Raw genomic sequence first — 26,199 nt, forward strand, 5'->3', positions numbered from 1 at the left:
AGGGTTCCCTCCACTACATTTGGTAACATTAGAACGTTCTTCTATCCTAAACAGTTACCTATTCTTCAACATCTCTGCAAGGTCATATAAAGAGTGGTATTGTTTAATATGATAATACCGTCCTGCCTTCTGTAAGTACCCTTTATCACAAAATTGTGTTAGTACATGCAATAAGTGACGGTAGGATACGCCTAAATAATCACAAACCGTTACGTGCTTCTCCTTATAAATTCCTTCATCAGCTGTTTGCAAGATAAAATCCGCAAGCCGGTTTTCAAGCGGAAAGGCAAGGCTTTGTGAATACTTTGCAGCCATAAGTGTTGCCTTTATGCTTAAAAACTTGGTTAATTCACGTAAGAATTTTGCATCCTCCATCAATTGTGTACGACAACGATGAATAGGAAGTGCGAAACAAATGGTCTTTGTTAAAGCTTGAATTCCTTTCGTATAGTACACCTCATTTAATAATTCCATTTCCCCGATGTAATCATTTGCGTTGATAAAATTAATTAAAGAAACCTTCCCATTTTGATGTGTTACATAAATTTTTGCCTTTCCTTCAATAACATAAAATAGAAAGTTGGTTCTTGTGCCTTCTTGGATAATCCATTCATCCCGTTGATACTCGTGCACTTCCATAAACTCTTCCACTGGAAAAGAAAATAAATGCGCAATAGAGTTCTTCTCCATCTGCAGTCGCTTTTTCTCACCTTTGTAGATTTCCATCATCCACCTCAAAAATATGAGATATCTCATATTATTTTCTCGTATCTCCATGATAACATGCAAACAATGGAGGGAAATAAAATGAACACACATCGATGGATGAGTATGCAATTTTTTAGTTTTTTTATGACATGGGGTATTTTTCTGCCTTATTGGACAGGATGGATTATTCATGCTAAAGGGATTACGGTTCCACAAGCAAGCTTGATTATGAGCCTTGGCTTAGTTGCAAGGGGCCTTTCCACATTATTTGCCTTCCCATATTTATCAGGGAAATTTAGTAGTAAAACCTTATTAAATGGAGCGGGAATTGGTACGTTAATTGCTATTTTGTTTTATATTCCGTCAGGTTCCTTTAACAGCTTACTTATAGTCACATTAGTATTTCACTTTTTTTACCCAGCATTGATGCCTACCTTGGACAGCGCTGCTGGCGTCCTCGTACAAAGTAACGAATTAAGACATTATGGGAAAAGCCGTCAGTGGGGATCCATTGGTTTCATCTTGGCCGGCATGATTCTATCTGTCTTTACAGGAATGCTTGGAGATAAAGTGATTTTATGGGCGTTTTTACTTGGTACAGTGGTATTAGTATGTCTTGGTTTCATGCGTGCACCTGTTATTTTATCTAAAAAGCCACCAGCAGATAAAATACAAAAAGGAGGTATATTAAAATTATTCCATATCAAACACTTTAGTTTGGTACTCATTATCGTAATCTTACTGCAAGCAGCACATGCTTCCTATTACAATTATGGTTATCTCTTTTTACAAGAAATCCATGCACCAAAATATTTAATAGGTGCCATTATTAATATTGCTGTGGTCGCAGAAATCATCTTCTTTTCAATAGCAGATCGGAAATTTCATAAGTTTTCAGCAGGCTCCTTGCTGGCACTGGCAGCACTTGGATCAACTGTACGTTGGATACTAGTATTTGCCTTTCCTAATGTAATCATTTTCTGTATTGCGCAAACCTTGCATGCATGCTCATTTGCTATGGGACATTATGCCTTTATGAAATACCTAATCAAAAACATTTCACCTGCTCAGATTCCGAAAGCACAAGGAATATATTCAGCATTGGCTCTTAGCTGGAGCACTGCCGTATTTACGATTTTCGGCGGCTACTTATACGAAATTGAGCCAAGATATGCCTTTATTGGAATGATTGTTTGTACGATTCCAGCGATGGTACTTGCGCTTGTATATAGAAAACTGGAAGTTAGAAAAGAAATTGTAGTTTCTATTTAATTCTTTTAGCTAGGATTTTACAAAAACGTGGAAATCTCTACTATTAATATTTGCTGATATACGAAAACCTCATTTATTTAACGATTCGATTTTCCGTCGTAAAACTAAATGAGGTTTAAGTATTTCTTTATAAACCTTCTCTAGTTTTAGATATAAGTAATGTTAATTTAATGGCGATGGATGAGTACTAGATTTAAAAAATTTGATTTTTATTATGATCAATAAAAAAGAAAGCAGTGTGAATAGAAAGCCACTCCAGATAAGTTGGTGAATTCCTAATTGCGAAATAAACAAGCCGCCAATAGAGGTTCCTAAAGTAATTCCAAGATTTGAGAACGAGACGAATAAGCTATTGCCAAATTCAGGAGCTTCTTTTGCCTCACTTATTAACCACGCCTGACTAACTATTAATCCACCGGAATGTACAATTCCCCAAATAAATACCATAAAAATCATTGGAACGAAATAAAAGCCTAAATAATATACCAACAAATAAACGATTAAATATAAAATTAGAAATGATATTATGGTTTTTACAATGCTTTTCTGTAAAAACACTCCAAACAAATTATTTCCTACGATCATAATTACACCAAATATTAGTAACATGACACTGATGAGAGAGCCATTCATGGAGGTTACTTTTGCAAGGTACTCAGCAAAGTAACTATATACCGAAAACATAGCTGCAAAAATAAACACTACCGTTGCAATATTTAGCCATAATCCTGGTTTACGTAATATACTAATTTGCTTACCAAAGGTCATTCTTTCTTTAACGGGCATTGAAGGAAGCAAAATAAATATTCCTATAAAGGCAATAGCATTTACAATCGCTCCAAACAAGAAAGCAATTTCTAATGAAAATCGTTCTGCAAGATAAGAAGTCAATGGTACACCTAAAGCAAATCCAACTGTAATTCCCATGAAAACCTTCGTAACTGCTTGACCGCTTTTCTCTGGCGGTACAAATGAAGCTGCAGTTACAAGCGCTATTGAAAAGAAGAGCGGGTGAAGCGCTGCAGGAAGAATACGAAAAATAAGCATAACCTCAAAATGCGTTGTAAAAGCATAAATAATATTTGAAATAACAAACATAAATATTGCTGTTAATAAAAGTAGCTTACGATTTATCCCAGTTACTAGTAATATTAAAAATGGTCCAGAGATAGCAACAACAAGAGCAAATATACTTACTAATAAGCCCGCTTGTGAAGTTGAAATCGCAAATTTTTGCGCTATTTGTGGTAATACCCCGACAATACTCATTTCTGTTGTAATAATTCCAAATACACCTAATGCCAGTATAATAATAAGCAGAGGGCTTACTTTTTTCATTTATGAAATCTCCATTCTTATAGTGATTTTAAAAGTCTAAATATTTCACGTGACAAAAAATAGTCGCATCGTACTTTTTATGTACATATAATATCAGATATCTATATAAGTAGATATGTTGTTTAAAAAAAAGAAATCCTCCTCTCTATTTATAATTCCTTTTGAACGTACTCGGCGAATTCTTGTATTGTTTTTTCATTTCGACGATAATACGTCCATTTTCCAATTCGTTCGGATTCTAATAATCCAGCCTTTTTCATCGTCAATAAATAACTAGAAATAACAGACTGTGCCAGTCCAGTTTTCAATTGAATCTCCCCTACACATACCCCAACTTGAAAACTAATCCCTTGTTGTAAATAAGGCTCTTCATCAAAATATTTTTCTGGATTCTTTAACCATAATAGAATTTGTTGTCTCGTTTCATTTGATAATGCTTTATAGATTAGTGAAGGTTCCATAACAACATTATATCTATTTTTATAGATTTGTAAATATATCGAAAAAGTAAAAAGACCCTCAGCCCAGTTGCTGAAAGCCTTTAATGATGAGGACAATTAAACCCTAATAAGCTGTATTCTTTTGTTTTATTCTGCTGTTGAATGACCTGCTGCTCCAATGGATCATCCATTTTTTAGCTATGTTTAATAGCGTTATTTTATTGCTGTTTTTTGTAAGGACCATGATTAATAAAACCAAAAAATTAGCGTGGGTTCAGGTATTTCGAAAGAACTTACTTCGCCTCGTTTGTATGGGTTTCCTTTGTTTCAATCGAGCCAGATGGACTTGGCATCGATGATTCTTTATTTGCCATCTCCTCAATCATCTGTCCTGCAGTGGTAGTAGTATTAAGTTTATGTTCCGGAATTCTTTGGCTCTTCATTTATTTTTCCCTCCTTTCCGTTTTTATTGTCTTCTTTTTACATTGGGATATTCTTTTACATGGTAGGACATTTAGTTTCTTCTTAGATTCCTTCAAGCAAACACTCTTCCGGTGGAATTTCAATGAATCCCTCAATACTAGGCTGCCTCAGTGCTCCACCTTCTGTCCATTCGGCAAATTTTATCTTTACTGTCTTTTCTGGCCGTACCCAAACGGCATCCGCATGGCGTTGCGGTATCTTATGGAAAGGGGGATGCTCGGTTACAATCTCTTTTAATTCTTTGGTTAGCTCTCTCCAGTCGTTTACTGTCATTTTCCCCGTCCCTGTGTGTCCCACATAATGCAGTCTTCTTTCAGAATCATATAACCCGAGCAAAATGGAAGTAACAGTGTTATGTCTTAGAGTAAAGCCCCCAATGACGGCGATGATATCCTGGAAATTTTTCACCTTGAGCCAATCTTCCCTTTTCTTCCCAATTGCATAGGGGGAGTTCACCCTTTTAAGCACAATGCCTTCCATCTCTTGTTCCTTAACTGCGTCAAATAAGCCTTGGGTTTGGCTTACTAATGGAACCAGCTGTATATGTTTATTAGGTGTAATGATATGAGACAGCATCTCGTTTCTTTCATGAAAGGGCCTGTCATTAATCCACATTCCATTTAAATAGACAATGTCAAAAATCATATAGATAATCGGTACAGTTTCAGCTGCTATCTTTATACGATCCATATTTCTCAAACCATCTCGCCTCATCACCCGTTGAAAAGAAGGCTTACCGTTTTCACCTAAAGAAATCACTTCCCCATCTAAAATGATGGAACGACTGGTGCAATATTCACTAATGTTTGTAATCTCAGGATAGTGCATTGTCCGCTCATTTTTTTTACGATTATACAGCCGTACTCCGCCATTATCTGCATAGGTAAGAACCCGGACACCATCCCATTTCACTTGAGCAATCCATTCCTCTCCCGTTGGGATGGTACTACTAGGAACCGGCTCCATCGGTAAAATAGGTTCCAGATTTATCACTCCAATTTTTAGATAGGCTATTTTACATATATTGTTGTTTTTCGTTTATTGTCCCCCATCCTAATATAGACTTGGTTTCGGGGCATCTTTTCTTAAGATGATGATGGATTCTTAACCAAAGTAAGGATGGATATAAGGTTTTCATCACAAAAAGCAATTAAGTTTAAGAAAAGAGCCTTTAATAGTACATAGTTTTAACAACATGGATTGAAAATATAGAGAAAAAGCAGGAGGCCTTTCTGGTGGAGGAAATTGTTGTTGATGGCAGACGGATTGAAATTACACACCCGGACAAAATGATTTGGGAGTCGCAAGGGATAACAAAGATCGACTATATTCACTATTTAATAAATGTATCGCACTATCTGATTGAACATGCAAAGGACAGACTATTAATGGTTTGGCTTTACCCGCATGGAATAGCTGGCAAGAAAATCGAAAAAAGGTCGGTTCCTGAGTCTGCACCAGAATGGATCAGCCGAATTTTCTATAAAAACAAAGAGCGAATGCTATTAAATGACACTGCGACACTGGCTTGGGCTGCAAACTACGGTGCAATTGAATTTCACGTTCCGTTTGATTGCCATGATAAGCCCGATTTCCCTATGGAAATGGTATTTGATTTAGATCCTCCAAATGATACAAGCTTTCATTTGGTAGTAGAAGTGGCTTTGAAACTGAAGGAACTTCTTCAATCCCTCGGTCTGCTATCTGTACCAAGAACATCAGGTTCATCAGGGCTTCAAGTATTTGTACCAATTGAACCCATTTATACATTCGAACAAACAAGAAGAATAACGACCTTTATCGCAAATTATTTTCAAGAACAAATGCCGAAGCAGATTACCATTGAAAGAGTAGTTTCAAAAAGAGGAAACAAACTATATTTTGATTACTTACAGTTATGGAGAGGAAGAACCATGCCAGTCGTATACTCGCCAAGAGCCAAAAGACATGCAACCGTTGCGACCCCGCTGACCTGGTCTGAATTAGAAGGAGGTATACAACCTACAGAATTTACTATTTTAAATATAAGGAGAAGGATAGAGGAAAAAGGGGATTTGTTTAAGACGTTAACAACAGAAAAGCATAATCAATCTCTCCGTGAAATTCTAAGTTTTATTGAAAAAAACAAAGTGTAGTTTCTATTGATCATCTAACAACCTCATTTACTTCTGAAACGGTTCTCCTCTCTTCACTCATTTCTTTTAGTCCCGTTAGTCCCGACTTTAACGAGCAAAGGGCGCCAGCTAATAGACTATCATCCTTAAAGTCCAAATTTGATTGTTGACAGTTTGGTTATAATGTATTATCGTATCACTAATTATATCCACAATTGTAAAATGTAATGAAGAGGAAGAGTAATTAATCACTCGAATCTTAGAGAGCCCATGCCGGTGAAATTGGGTATTCGAGCTTAATGAAAGAAGCCTTGGAGCAGTGACTAAAAAATTGGAGTAAGTCTACCGGGGATTTCCCGTTAAAGAAATGTGCAGCAGAATAATGAATTGCTGCATTATGAGCGGGTTTTAACCAATTTAGGTGGTAACGCGGAAGCAAGCCTTTCGTCCTTTAATAGGACGAAGGGCTTTTTTTATTTTGAACGTATAGGGGGATATTATTATGTCAAATGAGAACATGGCAGAACTGTTATTTCCGGATGTTAGGCAGATACCGGCTGATATTTATTCACTATATCCGCCAAGAAATTTGTCTTCGTCTGCTTTGGTAACACGTTTTGCGCCGAGCCCAACGGGTTCATTGAATATTGGCGGACTTTACGCAACTTTAATTTCGGAAAGATTAGCTCACCAAAGCAACGGAGTCTTTTTCCTGCGTATTGAAGACACAGATAAAAAACGTGAAGTAACAGGCAGCATCGGAAATATTATCCACTCATTGTCATACTTCGGGATTGATTTCGATGAGGGACCTCTCCTTTCAGGTGACGAAAAGGGGACCTATAGACCCTATAAACAAAGCTCACGAATACAAATTTATAAGGTATTTATTAAGCATTTAGTCCGAAATGGATTAGCTTATCCTTGCTTCTGTGATGCGGACGATTTACAAAAGATAAGAATACGTCAGCAGAACTTAAAAATAAGAACAGGTTATTATGGCAAGTGGGCTAAACATCGAGATATTTCTTTTCAACAAGCCAAGGAAGAGATTTTAAATGGCAAACCGTTTGTTATTAGACTTAAATCTTTAGGGTCAGCAGATAGGAGAATAACATACCATGATTTGGTGAAAGGTCCGATAGAGTTACCGGAAAATGACCAAGATATTGTTATTATGAAAACGGATGGTTTACCAACCTATCACTTTGCTCATGCCATAGATGATCATCTGATGGGTACAACCCATGTCATTAGAGGCGATGAATGGCTTTCTTCCGTGCCTATCCATATTCAGTTGTTTGAAACCTTAGGTTTTAAAATACCAGAATACGGACATATCGCTCCAATCATGAAGCAAGTCGGAGCTTCTAAACGGAAATTTAGTAAACGGAAGGATCTTGATGGCACCGCTGAGTATTACAAAGAACAAGGATACCCAGGATTGGCTATAAGTGAATACTTCATGAATCTCATCAACTCTGACTTTGAAGAATGGAGGATGGCAAACTCCCATCAATCATTTAGAGACTTTTTTATCCATACGGATAAAATGAATGTCAGTGGTGCTTTATTAGACATGAATAAACTAAATGACATCAGCAAGGATGTTATCTCTAAGCTCACCAGTAAGCAAGTATTTGACCATTTATATACTTGGTCAAAGGAATTTGATTCTGAGCTTTATAGTTTAATTGACAAGAATAAGGAATATACTGTAAACATTCTAGATATAGGCCGAACAATGAAGAAACCAAGAAAAGATTATGCAAAGTGGTCCGATGTGAAGCCAATGATTGCTTACTTTTATGACGAATGGTTTGAAAAGGATGTATTGGGCGACTATAAGTTACCTACAAATGTAAGTTTTAATGTTGCGAAAGAAATTGTACTAGGTTTCAGCAAAACTTATAGGTTTAATAATGAAAAGGATGCTTGGTTCCATGAAATAAAAGAACTTGCTGGGAAACTCGGATTTGCAAAGGATATGAAGCAATTTAAAGCTAACCCTAACCATTACAAAGGGCATGTTGGTGATGTAGCGATGGTAATTAGGGTCGCTCTAACTAACAGAACTACTACACCTGATTTGTACGATATTATGAAAGTAATGGGTGAAAAAAGGGTTCTTGCAAGAATGCAGACATTTGTCGGTCATTCTATTTAACCAACTTAAAGGCATCTCAAAAAAAATGACCGGGGAACACTTTTCCGGTCGTTTTGATTTTATTTACTTAACACAATCTTTCAGAGTAACCATTTCATCCACTACACGCTTTACCACTATTGTGGTACTGTCCTCAGTTAAGAAGCAATTCATGAACAATAGACTTATTTACTTCTTTAATCAAAAAGTGTTTCCTTGATCATTGCTATTCTCTTTTTTGATAAAACCATTCCAACGTTTTTCTTCCGCTTCGGGCAGATGTATGTTGAACTGATCAAGTGTTCGAAATACAATATGGTTAATTATGTCATCTAGCGATTCAGGGTGGTTATAAAATGCTGGCATTGGAGGGAGTATAACGGTTCCCATACGAGATAAAGCTAACATATTCTCAAGATGAATATCATTGAGCGGTGTTTCCCGTGTCACCAATACCAACTTTTTGCGTTCTTTTAAAATGACATCTGCTGCGCGAGTAATTAAATTATCACCAAGACCTACACGAATGGAAGCTAATGTTTTCATTGTGCAAGGGGCAATGATCATACCATCAACTTGAAATGAACCACTGGAAATCTTGGCCGCTAAATCTTTATTTGAGTACGAGTAATCTGCCAGCTGTGAAACTTCTTTCGCGGTATAAGGAGTTTCATCCTGGATGGTTACAGTAGCCCATGAAGACATAATGAGATGTGTTTCAATACTCGTATCCTTGAGAAACTGTAAAAGACGAACACCAAACATGGCTCCTGTTGCACCGGTTATTCCTAAAATTAACTTCATCCTTATATATCCCTTCTTCCACTTACTAAAAAAATTCTAATTCCTATGAAGGTATAAATGCTTTTCTATGAAACGGAATTAATACCCGTACTTTTCCCAGTTTTCAATGATGTGATTACGTAATTCTTCGGGGTAACCCCTAAACGATGCCTCAAGAGGGCTCTTATCAGTCCATTTTTTTAAAGGCAATAAACAGTTATAAACGATCTTTGTTGTTTGCCCTCCTCTTTTTTCCTTTGCATCTAGGTAAGCAACAAGAGGTAAGACATTTTGATCCTTCATAGCTTTTCTTTTATCTGGATGATGGCGAGTAGCTAAAGCCCACACTACTTGATTAATGTCACTTGGATCAATGTCGTCATCTACAACAATTACTTTAGGGACGTAAGAACCACCTCTAGTAGCAAAAACGGTTTTACCAATTTCATGAGCCAATTCTTCATTATCATCTCTTTGTTGACGACGATCTACAGTGACTACAAGCCAATGCACAGCTGATTCTAATGGAATAAAGCATTCCTTAATAGGTAATCCTTTTTTTCGCAGCTCATTTTGAATGCTTGCTGCAATAGCCACTCCCCAATTGGTGTGATTTTCTTCAGGTGGAATACCTGCTGCACATACTGGCATGATTGGATTATTTCGATGTGTCATGGCGGTTACGTGAAAGCGTGGTACTGGTTTTTCATGTCCAACCCATGTATAACCAGCATATTCACCCATTGGACCTTCAGGAATCATCTCTTCTAAGGAGGCGGTTCCTTCAATCACAATCTCACTTGTAGCAGGTACCTCTAAATCACTTGTCTCGCATTTGACAACATCAATTGGTTCACCATACCATCCTCCTATCATTTCACCTTCATTCACATTATCAGGAAGCGGATATCCTGCTATCATCGCAATACCAGGATCTACACCTAGACACAGGGCAAACGGCATCTCCTTACCGATTGCTTTCCATTCTTTATATATTTTCCCAAGATGCTGTGATGCGATAACAACACCAGCCATTGTACGGGGTCCCTCGAGCATAACACGTGAAATGGACCAGTTCACCCAAGAGCCATCAGGTGTACGGACGATAAGAATACCGTAAGTATTAATATAACGTCCTCCATCTCCAACATGAATATATGGTGTAGGCAATTTAGTAAGGTCAATCTCATCATCAAACAATTTATTTTCCTTACACTCACCATCTGTAACTAAGCGGGGTGAAATGGGAGTAACATCGGGAAGATGAGACCATGCTTCAACTAACTCAGGGGCAGGAGTATTTATTGGTAATCCCAGGGAGAGAGCTACTCGTATAAATGGATGTTCCTTATTGGGGCTCATTCCTACTGGTGCTCCTAACACTTCAAAGCCGAGTGTACTATCTTTAATACTTTTGAAAAGTGGTGCTGGAGCAGGTAATTCATAAGCGCGACGAATGATAGCACTCATTTCTAAATTCCAATCTACTTCTTGATTAATAGCAACTACCTCGTTGTATTCCTTTAAAATTTGCACATACTCCCGAAAACTTTTAATTGGCTTCATAAATATTTCCCTCCTTAAATAATTTTCGCTCATTATCTTCACCTATTTATTTTATTGCTAGGTTTGAATGTATGTAAAATATATATAATAATAGGTAAATATATATAAAATATATAATTGAAAAAGGTGCTAAAATAATGGACTTAAAAAAGCTTGTCTATTTCGTTACAATTGCTGAAGAAGGACAAATCACTCGTGCTGCGAAGCGCTTACATATTGCTCAACCTCCTCTAAGTATGCAGTTGAAATCTTTAGAGGAAGAATTGGGTGTCATATTAATTAAACGCGATAAAGGGGGATTTGCATTTGAATTAACACCTGCTGGACTGACTTTTTATAAAAGAGCTAAAGAGGTTTTAAATTCTATTAATGAAATGGTAACAGAGGTAAAGGAGGAGCAAGCAGGTATTAGAGGAAAATTATCTATTGGGACTGTTATGTCTTGTGTACCTTACCTTCCTCCGGTTTTAAAAGTTTTCCAAGAAAAGTATCCTGACGTTTCTTTTCAACTTTTTGAGGAAGATTCCCAAAGAGTAGAGGATCTTCTGCAAAGTAAAGAAATTGAACTAGGGATTATAAGATTACCTTTACAGTCCCAAAATGTTAATAACATTTCCATCTATCCGTTGCAATCCGACCCACTTGTAGCCATCCAACCAGCTAATTGGAATATCTTTAAGGGAAAAACCATTTCAATTGAAGAATTAGAGAAATATCCTCTTTTGGTACTGCATGGGCAAGGCGATTATAGTGTTTTTCATAAGTTTGTTGAGACATGTAACATCCACGAATTTAATCCAAAGATTATTTGCGAAAGCCCAGATGTAACAACACTAATGAAATTAGCGGATTCAGGGATAGGAATCGCCATTGTTCCTAAAATAGCGGTGCAATTAGGACTGAAAGAATCATTATCATATGCGGAAATCATACCTAAAATTAAATCCGATACTGCACTTATATGGATAGAAAATCAATTCTTGTCCAAAACTGCACAAAACTTTAAGGAGACTTTCATTAATTTATTTTAGGTGACTCGTTTTAGTTTTAGAAGTAAGCACCTCTCCACCAAATTAGAGGTGCTGCTACTTTTATCTCAAAAACCTGATTTACTTATGGTACGGTTCTGCATCCCGTAAGCATTACTATATAAGGGCTCAGATATAATTTAATGGTTGATTCTATGCTGATAATGTAATATTTTTTTCTTCTTTCTTCTATATGAATACCAAATAAATAATAGTATAAACCATAGAGGTGTTAACAAAAGGGCAGACCGTGTAGCTTCAGCAAACAGCATAATAATAAGAATGATGGCAAACAAGATTAGGACAACGTAGTTAATAAATGGTGTTAATGGCGCTTTAAAATTTGATTTTGCCTGTAATTCTGAACGTTTTTTCTTATATCTTAAATGACAAACTAGAATGACGCCCCAAACCCAAATAAAACAAATAGCACTAATGGTTGTCACGATTCCAAAAGCTTGTTCCGGAATAAGTTTGGTCAAAATAGCTCCCACCGATAGAACAAGCGTAGAGATCCATAACGCGTTACCTGGGACATGATTTTTATTTAGTTTTGCAAAATTAGATGGCCCCTGGTTATGATTGCTTAAACTATATAGGATACGGCTTGTTGAAAACATTCCGCTATTACAAGCAGAAGCGGCTGAAGTCAATACGACAAAATTAATGATTCCTGCTGCAATCGGTACCCCGACTAAACTAAACGTTTTAACAAAAGGACTTTCTGCTGCATTTAATTCCGTCCATGGGTTAATACATAAAAGGACAATAAGCGCGCCAACGTAGAAAAATAGAATCCTTAAAGGAATTTTATTTATAGCCGATGGAATATTTTTTTCTGGATTGGATGTTTCCGCTGCCGATACACCTACTAATTCCACACCGACAAATGCAAATACAACCATTTGGAACGAAAGTAAGAAACCCGTGATTCCGTTTGGAAAAAGTCCCCCATGTTCCCAAATATTTTTAAACGTAACCATGCCTTGAGTTGTCTTGAATCCCATCACCAGTAATATAATCCCAATGACAATTAATACAAGAATCGTGATTACCTTTATTAAAGCAAACCAAAACTCCAATTCTCCAAAAATCTTTACAGTTAGTAGATTGAGTCCCAGTAAAATCATCAAACTGACGAGCGCTGGTATCCATTGCGGAATATGGAACCAATATTGTACATAAACACCTACTGCTATCACATCACCCATAGCAGTCATAATCCAACAAAACCAATAGGTCCATCCGGTTACAAACGCAAACCGAGGTCCAAGATAGTCTTCAGCAATGTCTGTAATCGATTGATATCCCGCTTTAGACAACAGGAGTTCTCCAAGCGCCCTCATAACAAAAAAAACGGCGATTCCTACGATTAAATAAGCAAGGATGATAGAAGGGCCTGCCAATTGTATGGCTTTACCGGATCCTAAGAATAATCCCGTACCAATGGTGCCGCCAATTGCGATTAGTTGAACATGACGATTTGATAAACCCCTCTTTAATTCTTGTTGTGCCAATCCTGACTCCCCCTAATTAAATATTTTAGTTAAACCAATAAAAAAAGAGATTGGAGGATATCCAATCTCTTTTCCAAAAGAATAATAAATAATATTTGTTATGCTAAATATAATCAGCACAAAAAATAAATATTCAGTACTCTTCTGTCCTTTTGCCTGAGATTGTGAACCCTTCGGCGCCGCAAAATTCTTGCGATCTCTCCAGAAGCTGCTCCTGCTATAGTGTGATCCATAGCAATCATAGCCTGCTAATGATTAAATTCTATTAATTATTGCTAAATAATTTTTAATTTTAGTAGTAGTTCATTACTTTGTCAACCACATACTTAAAAATCCATTTAAACTCTTATTCAGAGAAAATTTTACAATGACCCAATAAAAAACTACCTTTATCTGCGATATATTTATATAACTAAGCTAACTGGACTTCACCTATTAAACTACTTTTATTAATAAAATGATGAAATTCCCCCGTTTTCTAAAACCTCATTTACTTATGATACGGTTCCCCCCGAATAATCCGAAACGCCCGATACACCTGCTCCACCAACACCAATCTCATCAGCTGATGCGGAAACGTCATCTTCGAAAAGGATAAACTTTCATTCGCTCGCTGCATAACTTCCGAGCTTAATCCAAGCGAGCCACCAATCACAAATGCAATTTTACTTTTCCCATATGTCGCGAGCTTGTCTAATCCATCTGCAAGTTCTTCTGAAGTTTTCATTTTACCCTCAATTGCCAGAGCGATCACATGTGTATCCTGGCTGATTTTCGCTAGGATTCGTTCTCCTTCTTTTTGTTTGACTTGTTCCATTTCGGTTTCGCTTAGAATTTCCGGTGCTTTTTCGTCTGGCACTTCGATGATTTCTACTTTTGCATAGGCGGTTAATCTTTTTAAATATTCGTCTATTCCTTGTTTTAAGTATTTTTCTTTTAGTTTTCCAACTGCGATAATTGAGATATTCACAATTCATCCCCACTTTACAAACAGATTACAAACAAGATATCCACAGAACTTATCCACATATCCACATTATCTATCCACATTTTGTATAGGAATATTTGTTCTCCACAATATATATTATTCTATTCACACTTGTGGATAAGTGCTTAAGACCCAATCAACGGTCATATTTGCATAATAATTTTCCTGCTTTTTACCTAAAAATTTGATTGTATTCCATATTATCCACATTCCATCATACCATAGTTTTTTATCCACAAAAAAAATACAGGGGTCATTTATCCCCTGCATTTTTTTTATTCACATGTGATTACATTCTTGACTCATTAGACAATTTTACAGTAACTTCTTTTAAGTTACCATTACGATAGAATGTAACCTTCATTGTATCACCAGGTTTTTTCTTATCGTATAAATACTTTCTTAATTCAAGGACATCGCTAACTTTATGTCCATCTAATTTTATAATTACATCAAGTTCTTTTAAACCTGCATTTTCAGCTGGTGATTTAGGGTCAACAGATTCAATCATAACACCGTCTGTAACATCCTTTGGTAAGTGTAATGTTTCTTGTTGGTGATATGCCGGTATGTCACTAACATTCTGTAAAGTTACACCCATAGATGGTCTTGTAATCTTTCCGAACTTCTCAAGCTTTGTAATAATTGGTTCTACATAATTAATTGGGATAGAAAATCCAATTCCCTCAACGGCTTCTTGAGCAATTTTCATGGAATTTATACCAACTACTTGACCGTCAATATTAATGAGTGCTCCACCACTATTACCAGGATTGATAGCAGCATCGGTTTGAATTACTTCCGCTTGCCAATCCTCTACACCATCGTTATTAATGTCCACTGGTACAGTACGATTGATACCAGAAACAATACCCTGTGTTACAGATCCAGCAAACTGTTCGCCTAGTGGGTTACCAATTGCAATAACGGGTTCACCCAGCTTCAATTTACTAGAATCTCCAAATTGTGCGATCGTTGATACTTTCGAACCGTCCACTTCCACTACTGCTAAGTCTGTCCATATATCACTGCCTAATAATTTTGCTGGAAGTTTTGTGCCGTTCGATAAAGTTACTTCTAGCTGATCTGCACCTTCTACCACGTGGTTATTGGTTACTATATAGGCTTTTCCGTTAGCTTTCTTATAAATAACTCCTGAACCTGACCCTGTTTCTTGTTCAGTTGATCGACCTTTTCCTTGGCTGCCGCTTATGCCATCCTGTGACCAAAAGCCTTGAGATTGTATGTTTGCAATCCCCACAACTGCTTTTTCTGCTTTACTTACTGCATTCGTAACATCTGTTGTTACATTAAGAGAAACATTTTTCCCTTGCACATTATTTTTATTAGGAATAGCAGTAGCTGTTTCTTGTTTATCTTGTGTTGTGTTTTTGGATAAAATACCACCAATATTCGGGACAACTAGCAATACGATAAGAGCACCAATGATTACACCAACTAAACTTGATAGTAGATACCCACCTTTTCCTTTTTCTTTTCGATAACGGCTTTGTCCTTGATCATCTTGATCATAATAACCCATAGCAATCATTCCTTTCTCAAAAGGTAAGCTCATATTATTTTGCCTATATATGCTATTATTATAATCAGCATTTATTAAAAATTAATTAAAACCTCATAAGAATTACCATTTTTAATTTTTTTTAATATTTAATACATAATAAGCTAAGCTCTTGACAGGTGTGCGTATTTATTGTTCTACGGAAGGTTATTTCTCATCGTTGTAACCATTTTTATTAAAAAAAGTGGAGCAAAAAAAACGATGTTTTCCTGTCTCCACTTTTATTCCCGAAACTACTATTCTTGTAAACCTATTTTTCTAAACTGCTGTTAATGGGGTGGGAATCTTCGGATCTGTATCATAAAGATCAAAAGATTCTCCAACTATCAAGCCTCTTGATTGTAATGTTTGCGTGACACTCATTCGAGCTAAGTCTTTTAAATTATTGTCCAGACTTAAGTGAGCTAAATAGATTCTCTTTGTCTGATCTCCTATCACATCGCTCATCGCAACTGCTGCATCCTCATTGGAAACATGGCCGACATCACTTAATATACGTCGTTTTATATTCCAAGGATATCGACCCATCCTAAGCATTTGCACGTCGTGATTACTCTCAAATATATATACATTTGCATTCGAAATAATGCCCTTCATGCGGTCGCTTACATATCCTGTATCTGTAATTAAAACAATCTTCTTATTATCTTGATGGAAAACGTAAAACATTGGTTCCGCAGCATCATGGGAAACACCAAATGATTCAATGCTTAACCCGCCAAACGACTTAACGGTTTCCATATCAAAGGTAAACTTTTGCTCTGTAGGAATTTCGCCAATTAATCCTTCCATTGCAGACCAGGTTTTCTGATTTGCATAGACAGGCAAATCATATTTTCTTGCTAAAACCCCTACCCCTTTAATATGGTCGCTATGCTCATGTGTAACAAGTATTCCGTTTAAATTTTCTATTTTGCGATCAATTTTTTGAAACAAGGCTTCCATTTGACGCCCGCTAAAACCAGCATCTACTAAAAATGAATGTTCATCTGTTTCAACATATATCGCATTTCCTGTGCTTCCACTTGCAAGCACACTAAAATGCAAGGACATTACGTTCACTCCTGTATTAATAATCTCCTGGTTCTTTTTGTTTTTCTTTTAAGTCCAATTTATCCTGTATTGGTGAATCATTTTTTGAATTTGAATTTGGATCATTTATACTACTACTATTATTCATATTGAAGACTTCACCCTCAAATGCATTTACGAAAAAATCCTCGGTTTTGCCGTCATGAACAACAGTAAAATGCCAAGTTGGCACTAATAATTGCAAGTCAGAGGATTGGATCCTTGTATAGTAGCCTAAATCTGGTGTCTTTATATGACTTTTGCGTTTTAGCATCCCTTTATTATGAAGGGTATCAATCGCCTTAATTGGTGCCAGAACATCCCCCTCTTTTAATTCGCTATCTTCACCAAATTTCAGTAATGTTTGATCATACGAAACGATTTCATTTTTATCATTCAAATAAAAGATAATTTGACCATTAATATTTTGATATATTTTTTTACCTTTATATGTTTGGCTATATATAATTTGTTTCATATCTTTATCATATTTCCAAAAGGTATACTGGTCTCCATAGAGAATATTTTTCTTGACCACCTGTTCCATCGAATCCTGATTTATTTGTCCTGAAACTACAATAGGTTTGTTAAAATACGAAGTAATACCTGTCCCATCCTTCGTAATTAAGGCGGATTGGTTTTTCCCAATACTCTTTATATCTTTATTTGTAAATATTTTAGATTTTCCCTTCACATACTGACTGGTAGTGTTATCACTTGGGAGTTGATCGTACGTTATTTCATCCGCTTTTAACCTTTCTTCATCAGAAGTGTTTTGAATGACATCTATTTGGCCCTTGGAATATTTATTGAAAAGCTGTGTTGCCAAAAATAAGTCCAGGATCAGGAATACAATAATAAACATGGTTTTTGTCTTACTCCATTCCATTTTGACCCCTCCCTATTTCTAACGCTGGGGACCAAGTACCTTCATATAAGCAATACCATTTTGGTTCAAAAGAAAAAGCTTCTGAAGTATCCGGATCCATTTGCATGGTATAACCGATTTCGAGATCCTGAATACTATTCTTTTGAATATGTGGGTTTGCTAATAGGTCTTTTAAGACCTGCTTTCCAGATGGAAGGGTCTTTTTAGAATAGTTCCATTGCGTTTCTAAAGCTACATATGGACGTCGATATTCGTAAATCTCATCATTTTCTCCCCAAATTTGCTGAATTTCCGCCATATCATTTGAGTTAAAAACAGGATATCCATCCATAAATAATCGAAAAATAACCTGGTGACTATTATTATCTAAATTAAAAAATCGATATTCACCTGTCCAGCCACCATGTTCATTCACAAAATTTATACTTTGATTTAATAAAGTTCTTGGATCAGATTTATAACTTAGATTCTCCGCAGGGTTGACAAACGATAACATATTATTCTTTAAATCAATTTTCATCAAGCTGGTACTGCTGAAGTATTCAATTTTATCTTTTGATTCACTTTTTTGTATAGAATTAGGATCATTAAATAATATCTTTTTAAAGCTTTCCAATTCATCTTTATCCTTAATTGTATATTCATATTGCGAAATAGAGGTAGTAGACTTTGGCAAAAATGTGTAGTGATTGTTCCCTAGCTCAACAAACTCATATGGGGAATATACACTTTTTTGTTTTTGCTTCGTTCTATTTAAAAAGGCTTGAATTTCATTATTACTTACAGATGAACTTGCCATTTTACGGTTCTCTGTATCGATAAAATAAATATTTTTTTCTTTCTGCGCCCCTTTTTCAAAATCAATTACAATTTTGTCAAAGTATATATTTGATGTTTGTTTTTTATTGATTTGCAGAATTCCTTTATAGACTTCAAATGGGACTCTGCTAGGAAAATCAATCTCCATATGATTATTTTCTTGAATAAAATAACGAAGTTCGTTATCCGTTAATGTTTTTTGGGTTCCTATATCAAAGAAATGCCATTCTTGCATTTCGTTGATTACACGGTCTATTTCCGTCACTTCCACTGTTCCCAAATGGGTATGATTTTGATGGAGCACAATTTTATTAGGCTTTATCAAATCTGGAATTTTCTTAGCAGCTGAAATTGGCGTATTAGTTACATCCTGATTGAGTTCATGGTAGCTAGGTTTGTATGTCCAAACAGACCATGTTAAATAAATACTGCCCGCGACTAATAGTGTTAGAATAATGGTTTTTATTGTTTCAAACTTCATGACCAATCATCCTCTAGTGAACGGTCGAATGGAAGGGATATACTAATAGTCGTCCCTTTTCCTTCAACACTTTTTGCAGAAATGGTACCACCATGCGCTTCCACCATTTCCTTGGCAATAGCAAGTCCTAAACCTGTTCCACCCATTTGACGGGTACGTGCCTTGTCAACACGATAGAATCGTTCAAATATCTTCTTCAATTTATCCTTCGGTATACCTAGCCCTTGATCAGAAATACTTACTTCTATCGAATCTTCTTGTGCTTTTACCCTAAAGGTAATTTGACCGCCCTCCGGTGAATACTTAATCGCATTTGAAATGATATTATCCAGGATTTGAGTCATTTTATCTTCATCAACTTCAACAAACAGTGCTTCATTAGGAAGTTTACGTTTAAAAGAAATATATTCCGGCTTTGTCATTTCAAAACGATCAATAATATGATGGAAGAATTCGATAAAGTTTATCCAATCTTTATTTAACGGATCATCCGCTCTATCCATTTTGGATAGCTTAAATAAGTCATTTACCATACGAATCATTCGCTCAGTTTCATTTTGAGTAACACTTAAAAACCGTGGTGCTATTTCTTTGTCCTGCCATGCACCATCCGCTAAAGCTTCCAGGTAGCTTCTCATTGTTGTCAATGGGGTCCGTAATTCATGAGAGACATTTGCTACAAATTCCCGCCGCTCCATTTCAATCTTTTCTTGCTCTGTAATATCATGCAGAACAATAATAAGGCCGCTAACAAAACCAGTTTCACCTTGAATAACAGAGATATTTCCTCTTAAAATATACGGTTCCTCGTCCGTGCTAAAATCGAGAATAATCGATTCCTTTTCATTTAATAAGTCATTAAAGGAATGATCTCTTTCAATTCCTAAAGCTGTTACAATGTTTTGTGAGAGAATTGTTTCACGTGAAACATCGATCATTTCTGTAGCTGCATCATTAATCAGGATAACCCTTCCCCTACGGTCCGTTGCAATAACTCCATCCGTCATATTGGATAAAACAGAAGTTAATTTCCTTCGTTCCCCTTCTGTCGTTGCTTGGGCTTCTTGTAGTTTTTTGGTCATATGGTTGAACGAATAAGCCAACTGTCCAATTTCATCATTCCCATATACTTTAACCTTTCGGGAGAAGTTTCCTTTTGCCATCGCCAATGCTTGCCTTCTCATGTCTGCAATTGGCCTTGTTATTGTCTGAGCCAAAACAATCCCAAGTATAGCTGTCAGTACCATCGCAATAGCGGTACCAGTTGTAAAGATATTATTAATTTCATCTAACTGATTGTATACCGATTCAATTTTTGTCACTAAATATAGATAACCATAAATCTTTCCATTATTTTTAAGCGGAGACGCAAGCACATATATTCTTTTATGTGTGGAAGGGTCAAAATAAACCTTATCCTGTAGTTCCTCTGTATTAATGGATAGTTTCACCAAGTCATTGGTCATTTTTTGCCCAACTAATCCTTGGTTATCCGAATCCGAAGTACCTAAAATGACACTGCGATTATTAACCAATCTTACCTCAGCAATATCACTGCTGTTATATCCAGATAAAACCTTTTTTATCTTTAATGGGGTTTCTTGATCTTCCTTATCCATTAATACTTCTAAAAGACTGTACTGCATCGTTTTGGTACGAAGCTCAATTGAATCTTTAAAGTTTTTTACAAGCTTGTCCTCGAGTTTATTTACGAAGTAAACACCGATAATTTCCATCGCAAATAAGATTAATAATAGATAAATCAATACAAACTTTACATGAATAGACTGCAAAAAGCTTACTTTTTTCATTACATTACTCCTGTTCAGGATTGCGCAAGTAGTAACCTACTCCCCTTCTTGTTACGATCCACGCTGGATGGCTCGGATTATCCTCCACTTTTTCGCGAAGACGTCGCACCGTTACATCCACTGTTCTGACATCGCCATAATAGTCATAGCCCCAAACTGTTTGAAGCAAATGTTCACGTGTCATTACTTGACCAATATGCTTAGCTAAATAATATAGAAGTTCAAATTCACGGTGGGTCAATTCGATGGTTTCACCGCGTTTAGATACGACATATGCATCTGGATGAATAACAAGGGACCCAATAGTGATTTCACTATTTTCTTCCTCGTCCTCTGAAGAAGCAACTGCTTGATGACGGCGTAGATTTGCCTTAACACGAGCAATTAATTCTCTAGTACTAAAGGGCTTTGTTACATAGTCATCTGCACCTAATTCCAATCCTAAAACCTTATCAATTTCAGAATCCTTCGCCGTTAACATAATAATCGGCATTTCATATTTCTTTCTAACCTCTCTACATACTTCCATACCATCGCGTTTAGGAAGCATGATATCCAGGATAAGAAGATCTGGCTGAACCTCTTCTACCATCCTTAATGCTTCTTCTCCGTCATATGCACAATAAATTGTGTATCCTTCCTTTTGAAGATTAAATTGCAATATATCTGCAATCGGCTTTTCATCGTCAACCACTAATATCGTCTTTTCCATTTTCGTACTCTCCTCAAGATAAAATAATAAACGTAATCTATATATCCAACTCGCTGGAAGAAATCTTTATCCATGAAATTCCTTCCCGAAAAAATCTTTAATTCAAAATTTATCTGCCTAACAATATTCTTTCTATATTTTTGCTACAATTCCTCTATTTTAATGTATCATGTTATCATCTTTTATTCATCTATTTCGCTATAAATGCTTTTTCCAGTTAACCCATCACTTGGATGAAGTGTAAAAAGAATTGTGTAGAGGGCACTTTCTATCGTAGAATCAGGACCATATAAAAAGAATAGGCACATTGTAACATGTATAGCGCACATTATATAAAATACGGAAAGTGTATAACCAAGTTGAGGGTCATTTCTAAAATTAATAGACGACTTTAAAATTCACCAGAGGATTTTTGCTAAAAAAACGAGTAATAAAAATACCCCTAGATAACCTAGAGGTATCAATACATTTACCTTAAATAATCAAGGGGATTTTTTAAGCTTCCATTTTTATGAACTTCAAAGTGAAGATGAATCCCAGTAGAATCCCCAGTGGCACCCATAACCCCAATATTGGCTCCCTTTGAAACTGTTTGTCCAACAGAGACATTAATCGAGCTTAGATGGCCATATATAGTAACATACCCGTTACGATGATCAATCTCTATCATATTTCCATAACCGCCATTATCCCATCCTGCAGACACGACTACTCCGTTATCTGCAGCTTTAATAGTACGGTCACTCGGCCTGGCAATATCAATTCCTTTATGGAGCTGACCCCAACGGTACCCCATTGTACTGGAAATGTATCCCCCATTGGTTGGCCAAGCAAAAGTGCCAGATCCTCGGGAAGGAACTACTTTTGTTCCTTTTACTACAATATTTGTTACGGGTTTTTGAATGACATCTTCCTTCTTAACATCTTTCTTAGTAACATTTCCATTTTCTTCGGTTACAACATAAGTAATGGCACTTTTTCCGTTATGCCCTTTTTGTTTAACCTTTGTATCGCCCTTAAACATTGATTTATCTTGGATTACTTCCTTTTTATATGGAACTTTTTCGACCTTGTAGGATTCTCTTTGTACGATGACATGGACTAAAGGATTATATGCTGTCACTTTTAATTTCTGGCCAATTTTTAATGAATCCTCTTTAATGCCGGGATTCATCTTTAATAACTGCTTTTGTTTTAAATGATGATCTTCCGCAATCTGCCCTAATACATCACCATCTTTAACCGTATATTTTTTTTCCATTAGAGTACCTTTTAATAAGTAATCCACTGCTTGATCTACGGTTAAAATTTCATTCGGATCGACTTCTTCATTTTGAATTGAAACTTTTTCACCAAGAGAAACGTCTAAAATACGTGATTGGTTCTTTTTCAATGGTGGTAACGGCTGTTGTAATTTGATTGCAGCAAGATCTTTTCTCGATACATAGTGCAGCTTTAAATTCTCGATTACATTGTTAGCATCCTGTTCATTTTGAACATACACAATCGGCTTATCATTTATAAAGATACCAGCAGCTTCCGCTTTTACAGTAAGTATATCTAATGCCTTTTGTACAGCATCATTATTATCAGTTACAGGACGAAAGACTTGTTCTGGAATGTATGTAATATCATTACTGATATCTATTTGGTCATTTCCATATTGATTTTGAGCATTATGTATTTTCTCATCTGCTAATTTTTCAATGATTTCTTTATCTGAAACCGTACCAATGTATTGTTGATTTATATAGACATGATAAACAGTTTTAATTTCTGTTTCCGCATTCGTAGGAATATTCGTGAAGGATAGAGTTAAAATAAATAGTGATGCTATCGCTGCTATCTTAAATAGATTCTTGGCTTTTGCTTTATTTAGTTTTGGAAAATTGGAAGTAAATCTTAGATTTCTCCTTTTCCAATCCATTGGTAACCCTCCTATATATGATACCTTTCCATCTTTTATACTAGGTAAAAATATTCAAATATTTTTGCACTTTTATAAGATATCATAAAATCATATATTTATAGGGTATTTTTCTCACAATGTAACATAATTGTATAAATAGTTACAAAATAAACCTAACTTTTTTGACAATAAAAATATAACTTTGGATTATTTTGTCGAAAAAAGGAGATATATCAAGGGATGAACGGGAGGATTTCATATGGTATACAGAGGATTTATTATAGTAAAATATTACTAACAATATTACAAAATGATTACAAGCAGAAAAGAAATAAAAAAGCACCGCGAGAGTCTTTGTCATCGCAGTGCTTTTTGGTAGATGGCTCGGGACGGAATCGAACCGCCGACACAAGGATTTTCAGTCCTTTGCTCTACCGACTGAGCTACCGAGCCGTAATAATATTAAGTTCCTAAATATAGTTTGAGGTCACTTTCGGAAAGCTCTTACAAGTAGCAGATTCCATTACAAACTATTCAGAATTTATGTAGTATAAATGGCGGTCCGGACGGGACTCGAACCCGCGACCTCCTGCGTGACAGGCAGGCATTCTAACCAGCTGAACTACCGGACCATAGTTTTCAAGTTTACTTGAAAATAAATATTTTAAATGGTGAGCCATGAAGGACTCGAACCTTCGACCCTCTGATTAAAAGTCAGATGCTCTACCGACTGAGCTAATGGCTCGTAATTAAGATTGTAGAAAAAAAGATTTCATGATGCTTTCTTCCTGAGCGCATCTACGACGTCCCAATCTCAGAAAGATTATTCAAGTAGCAGCTCGATTGGTACGCTGATGAAAGCCGTACTTGTTCTTCATTCTATTACAAGATTGCGTTCGCTTCGTCCAGCTTTCAGTAAGCTTATTCAAGTTGTGGCTCAAGCTGTACGCTGGATGTTTCGCTTCGAAGATTATTCATCGTGCTCTACCGACTGAGCTAATGGCTCGTATTACTTTGTTTTCATTTATCGCAACAACATGTTCTATATTACCATATAGATTTCATTTATGGCAACACATTTCGACAAAATTTTTTCAAAAAAATTTTAGAGCTGATTTCACTTGGAAATCAGCTCTTTATTTATCCAGTAATGCAATAATCAACTTGTGGATTTCTATTATCTCCACACACTATAAATTACATTTGTCTGGGAACGATCAGGACCTACAGAGAAAATGGATAATGGGATACCTGTTAGTTGAGAAACACGCTCTAAGTAATGACGTGCATTTGCAGGAAGCTCATCTAATGTTTTGCAGCCAGTGATATCCTCTGTCCAACCTGGAAGTTCTTCATATACTGGTTCACATTGCTCTAAGACTTTTAGGCTTGCTGGAAATTCTTCTAAAACTTCTCCATTATATTTATAAGCGACACAGATTTTCACCGTCTCAAGACCTGTTAAAACATCTATAGAGTTCAAGGAAAGATCAGTGAGGCCGCTCACTCTTCTAGCATGTCTTACAACAACGCTATCAAACCAGCCTACACGGCGTGGACGTCCCGTTGTTGTTCCATATTCACGTCCTACCTCACGGATTTGATTACCTATCTCATCCTTTAATTCCGTTGGAAAAGGTCCGTCTCCCACACGAGAAGTATAAGCTTTTGCTACACCAACAACATGTGTTATTTTAGTTGGCCCAACACCTGAGCCGATTGTAACACCGCCCGCAATTGGGTTGGAAGAAGTAACAAAAGGATATGTCCCTTGATCAATATCAAGCATTACACCTTGTGCCCCTTCAAATAGCACTCTTTTCGCATCATCTAATGCATCATTTAAAACTACAGATGTATCACAAACATACTGCTTAAATTGTTGGCCATATTCATAATACTCATCTAATATATCTTCTAATTTAAATCCTTCTGTTTCATAAATTCGTTCAAGTAAACGGTTTTTTTCCTCTAGATTACGTGCAAGCTTTTCTTCAAATACTTCACGATCTAATAAATCAGCAATACGGATACCAACTCTTGCAGCTTTATCCATGTAAGCAGGTCCAATACCCTTTTTCGTTGTGCCGATTTTATTTGCACCTTTACGTTCTTCATCAACCTCATCCAGTTTCAAATGATAAGGAAGAATGACATGTGCACGATTACTTATACGAAGGTTATCTGTCGCGATGCCTCTATCATGTAGGTACTTTAATTCTTCTACAAGTGCTTTTGGATCGACAACCATTCCATTTCCAATCACACTTATTTTTTCTTTATAAAAAATTCCAGATGGAATTAGATGAAGCTTATAGGTTTCGCCATCGAAACGAATAGTATGTCCAGCATTATTACCACCTTGATAACGGGCAATAACCTCTGCATTCTCAGAAAGGAAATCGGTAATTTTTCCTTTTCCTTCATCTCCCCATTGACTACCTACTACAACTACTGAAGACATTCTTGAACACCTCCGAAAATTTAATTATTCACGGTCTTCATGTAACAACATACCTATTTTATCAATTACAATAAAAAA

Annotated in this window: 21 protein-coding genes, 3 tRNA genes, 1 riboswitch and 1 other annotated feature; of the genes, 4 read left to right on the plus strand and 20 right to left on the minus strand. The window is 36.2% G+C overall.

What is annotated here, in order from left to right:
• Positions 1–54: 54 nt before the first annotated feature.
• A complete protein-coding gene (gene yeiL, locus AN964_RS20085; RefSeq protein WP_055741596.1) occupies positions 55–726 on the minus strand; it encodes a transcriptional regulator YeiL in 672 nt (223 codons plus the stop codon).
• Between the two features lie 81 nt (positions 727–807).
• On the opposite strand from yeiL, the gene AN964_RS20090 reads away from it, so the two are divergent.
• Positions 808–1,980 carry an MFS transporter gene (locus tag AN964_RS20090; protein WP_055741597.1) on the plus strand — a complete coding sequence of 391 codons (1,173 nt, stop codon included), beginning with the start codon at positions 808–810 and terminating at the stop codon, positions 1,978–1,980.
• 162 nt (positions 1,981–2,142) lie between these two features.
• On the opposite strand, the gene AN964_RS20095 is transcribed toward AN964_RS20090, so the two are convergent.
• The 4 genes from AN964_RS20095 to ligD (AN964_RS20105) form a co-directional block, all read right to left on the minus strand.
• Positions 2,143–3,318 carry an MFS transporter gene (locus tag AN964_RS20095; RefSeq protein ID WP_055741598.1) on the minus strand — a complete coding sequence of 392 codons (1,176 nt, stop codon included), beginning with the start codon at positions 3,316–3,318 and terminating at the stop codon, positions 2,143–2,145.
• 149 nt (positions 3,319–3,467) lie between these two features.
• A complete protein-coding gene (locus AN964_RS20100) occupies positions 3,468–3,779 on the minus strand; it encodes an ArsR/SmtB family transcription factor (RefSeq protein ID WP_055741885.1) in 312 nt (103 codons plus the stop codon).
• A gap of 272 nt (positions 3,780–4,051) precedes the next feature.
• The gene (locus AN964_RS26520; protein WP_161809297.1) at positions 4,052–4,201 is read right to left on the minus strand and encodes a hypothetical protein; all 150 of its coding nucleotides are present in this window, start codon (positions 4,199–4,201) and stop codon (positions 4,052–4,054) included.
• A gap of 82 nt (positions 4,202–4,283) precedes the next feature.
• Positions 4,284–5,207, minus strand: coding sequence for a non-homologous end-joining DNA ligase (gene ligD, locus AN964_RS20105; RefSeq protein ID WP_235950760.1), 924 nt, complete (start codon positions 5,205–5,207; stop codon positions 4,284–4,286).
• Positions 5,208–5,476: 269 nt separating this feature from the next.
• Between ligD (AN964_RS20105) and ligD (AN964_RS20110) the strand changes: the two genes are divergently transcribed.
• Complete coding sequence (gene ligD / locus AN964_RS20110) at positions 5,477–6,376, plus strand: non-homologous end-joining DNA ligase (protein WP_244885896.1); 900 nt, start codon at positions 5,477–5,479, stop codon at positions 6,374–6,376.
• Between the two features lie 197 nt (positions 6,377–6,573).
• Positions 6,574–6,810: a binding site (T-box leader), on the plus strand.
• 47 nt (positions 6,811–6,857) lie between these two features.
• Positions 6,858–8,522, plus strand: a complete 1,665-nt coding sequence (gene gltX / locus AN964_RS20115; RefSeq protein ID WP_055741600.1) for a glutamate--tRNA ligase — start codon at positions 6,858–6,860, stop codon at positions 8,520–8,522.
• A 180-nt stretch (positions 8,523–8,702) separates the two neighbouring features.
• Here gltX and AN964_RS20120 read toward each other — a convergent pair whose 3' ends face one another.
• Positions 8,703–9,305, minus strand: coding sequence for a UbiX family flavin prenyltransferase (locus AN964_RS20120; RefSeq protein ID WP_055741601.1), 603 nt, complete (start codon positions 9,303–9,305; stop codon positions 8,703–8,705).
• Between the two features lie 78 nt (positions 9,306–9,383).
• Complete coding sequence (locus AN964_RS20125) at positions 9,384–10,850, minus strand: UbiD family decarboxylase (protein WP_055741602.1); 1,467 nt, start codon at positions 10,848–10,850, stop codon at positions 9,384–9,386.
• A gap of 137 nt (positions 10,851–10,987) precedes the next feature.
• On the opposite strand from AN964_RS20125, the gene AN964_RS20130 reads away from it, so the two are divergent.
• Positions 10,988–11,881, plus strand: coding sequence for a LysR family transcriptional regulator (locus tag AN964_RS20130; protein WP_055741603.1), 894 nt, complete (start codon positions 10,988–10,990; stop codon positions 11,879–11,881).
• A 137-nt stretch (positions 11,882–12,018) separates the two neighbouring features.
• On the opposite strand, the gene AN964_RS20135 is transcribed toward AN964_RS20130, so the two are convergent.
• The 13 genes from AN964_RS20135 to AN964_RS20195 form a co-directional block, all read right to left on the minus strand.
• A complete protein-coding gene (locus tag AN964_RS20135; protein WP_055741604.1) occupies positions 12,019–13,395 on the minus strand; it encodes an amino acid permease in 1,377 nt (458 codons plus the stop codon).
• Positions 13,396–13,529: 134 nt separating this feature from the next.
• Positions 13,530–13,610, minus strand: a riboswitch (glycine riboswitch).
• 275 nt (positions 13,611–13,885) lie between these two features.
• Positions 13,886–14,365, minus strand: a complete 480-nt coding sequence (rlmH, locus tag AN964_RS20140; RefSeq protein WP_055741605.1) for a 23S rRNA (pseudouridine(1915)-N(3))-methyltransferase RlmH — start codon at positions 14,363–14,365, stop codon at positions 13,886–13,888.
• Between the two features lie 307 nt (positions 14,366–14,672).
• Entirely contained in the window at positions 14,673–15,926 is a 1,254-nt protein-coding gene (locus AN964_RS20145) for a S1C family serine protease (RefSeq protein ID WP_055741606.1), read from the minus strand.
• Positions 15,927–16,223: 297 nt separating this feature from the next.
• Positions 16,224–17,018, minus strand: a complete 795-nt coding sequence (locus AN964_RS20150) for an exodeoxyribonuclease YycJ (protein ID WP_055741607.1) — start codon at positions 17,016–17,018, stop codon at positions 16,224–16,226.
• A 16-nt stretch (positions 17,019–17,034) separates the two neighbouring features.
• Positions 17,035–17,925 carry a two-component system regulatory protein YycI gene (locus tag AN964_RS20155; RefSeq protein ID WP_055741608.1) on the minus strand — a complete coding sequence of 297 codons (891 nt, stop codon included), beginning with the start codon at positions 17,923–17,925 and terminating at the stop codon, positions 17,035–17,037.
• Positions 17,912–19,225, minus strand: coding sequence for a YycH family regulatory protein (locus AN964_RS20160; protein WP_055741609.1), 1,314 nt, complete (start codon positions 19,223–19,225; stop codon positions 17,912–17,914). Before AN964_RS20160 ends, AN964_RS20155 begins: the two co-directional genes overlap by 14 nt.
• Positions 19,222–21,036, minus strand: a complete 1,815-nt coding sequence (walK, locus tag AN964_RS20165; protein WP_055741610.1) for a cell wall metabolism sensor histidine kinase WalK — start codon at positions 21,034–21,036, stop codon at positions 19,222–19,224. The genes AN964_RS20160 and walK overlap by 4 nt, the downstream gene beginning before the upstream one ends.
• A gap of 4 nt (positions 21,037–21,040) precedes the next feature.
• The gene (gene yycF, locus AN964_RS20170; protein ID WP_055741611.1) at positions 21,041–21,748 is read right to left on the minus strand and encodes a response regulator YycF; all 708 of its coding nucleotides are present in this window, start codon (positions 21,746–21,748) and stop codon (positions 21,041–21,043) included.
• Between the two features lie 469 nt (positions 21,749–22,217).
• Entirely contained in the window at positions 22,218–23,675 is a 1,458-nt protein-coding gene (locus tag AN964_RS20175) for a LysM peptidoglycan-binding domain-containing M23 family metallopeptidase (RefSeq protein WP_055741612.1), read from the minus strand.
• 362 nt (positions 23,676–24,037) lie between these two features.
• A tRNA-Phe gene (locus AN964_RS20180) sits at positions 24,038–24,110 on the minus strand.
• 102 nt (positions 24,111–24,212) lie between these two features.
• A tRNA-Asp gene (locus AN964_RS20185) sits at positions 24,213–24,289 on the minus strand.
• A 37-nt stretch (positions 24,290–24,326) separates the two neighbouring features.
• Positions 24,327–24,402, minus strand: a tRNA-Lys gene (locus AN964_RS20190).
• 432 nt (positions 24,403–24,834) lie between these two features.
• Positions 24,835–26,121, minus strand: a complete 1,287-nt coding sequence (locus tag AN964_RS20195) for an adenylosuccinate synthase (protein WP_055741613.1) — start codon at positions 26,119–26,121, stop codon at positions 24,835–24,837.
• Between the last annotated feature and the right edge of the window lie 78 nt (positions 26,122–26,199).

Source organism: Heyndrickxia shackletonii, from assembly GCF_001420715.1.
GTDB lineage: Bacteria > Bacillota > Bacilli > Bacillales > Bacillaceae_C > Margalitia > Margalitia shackletonii.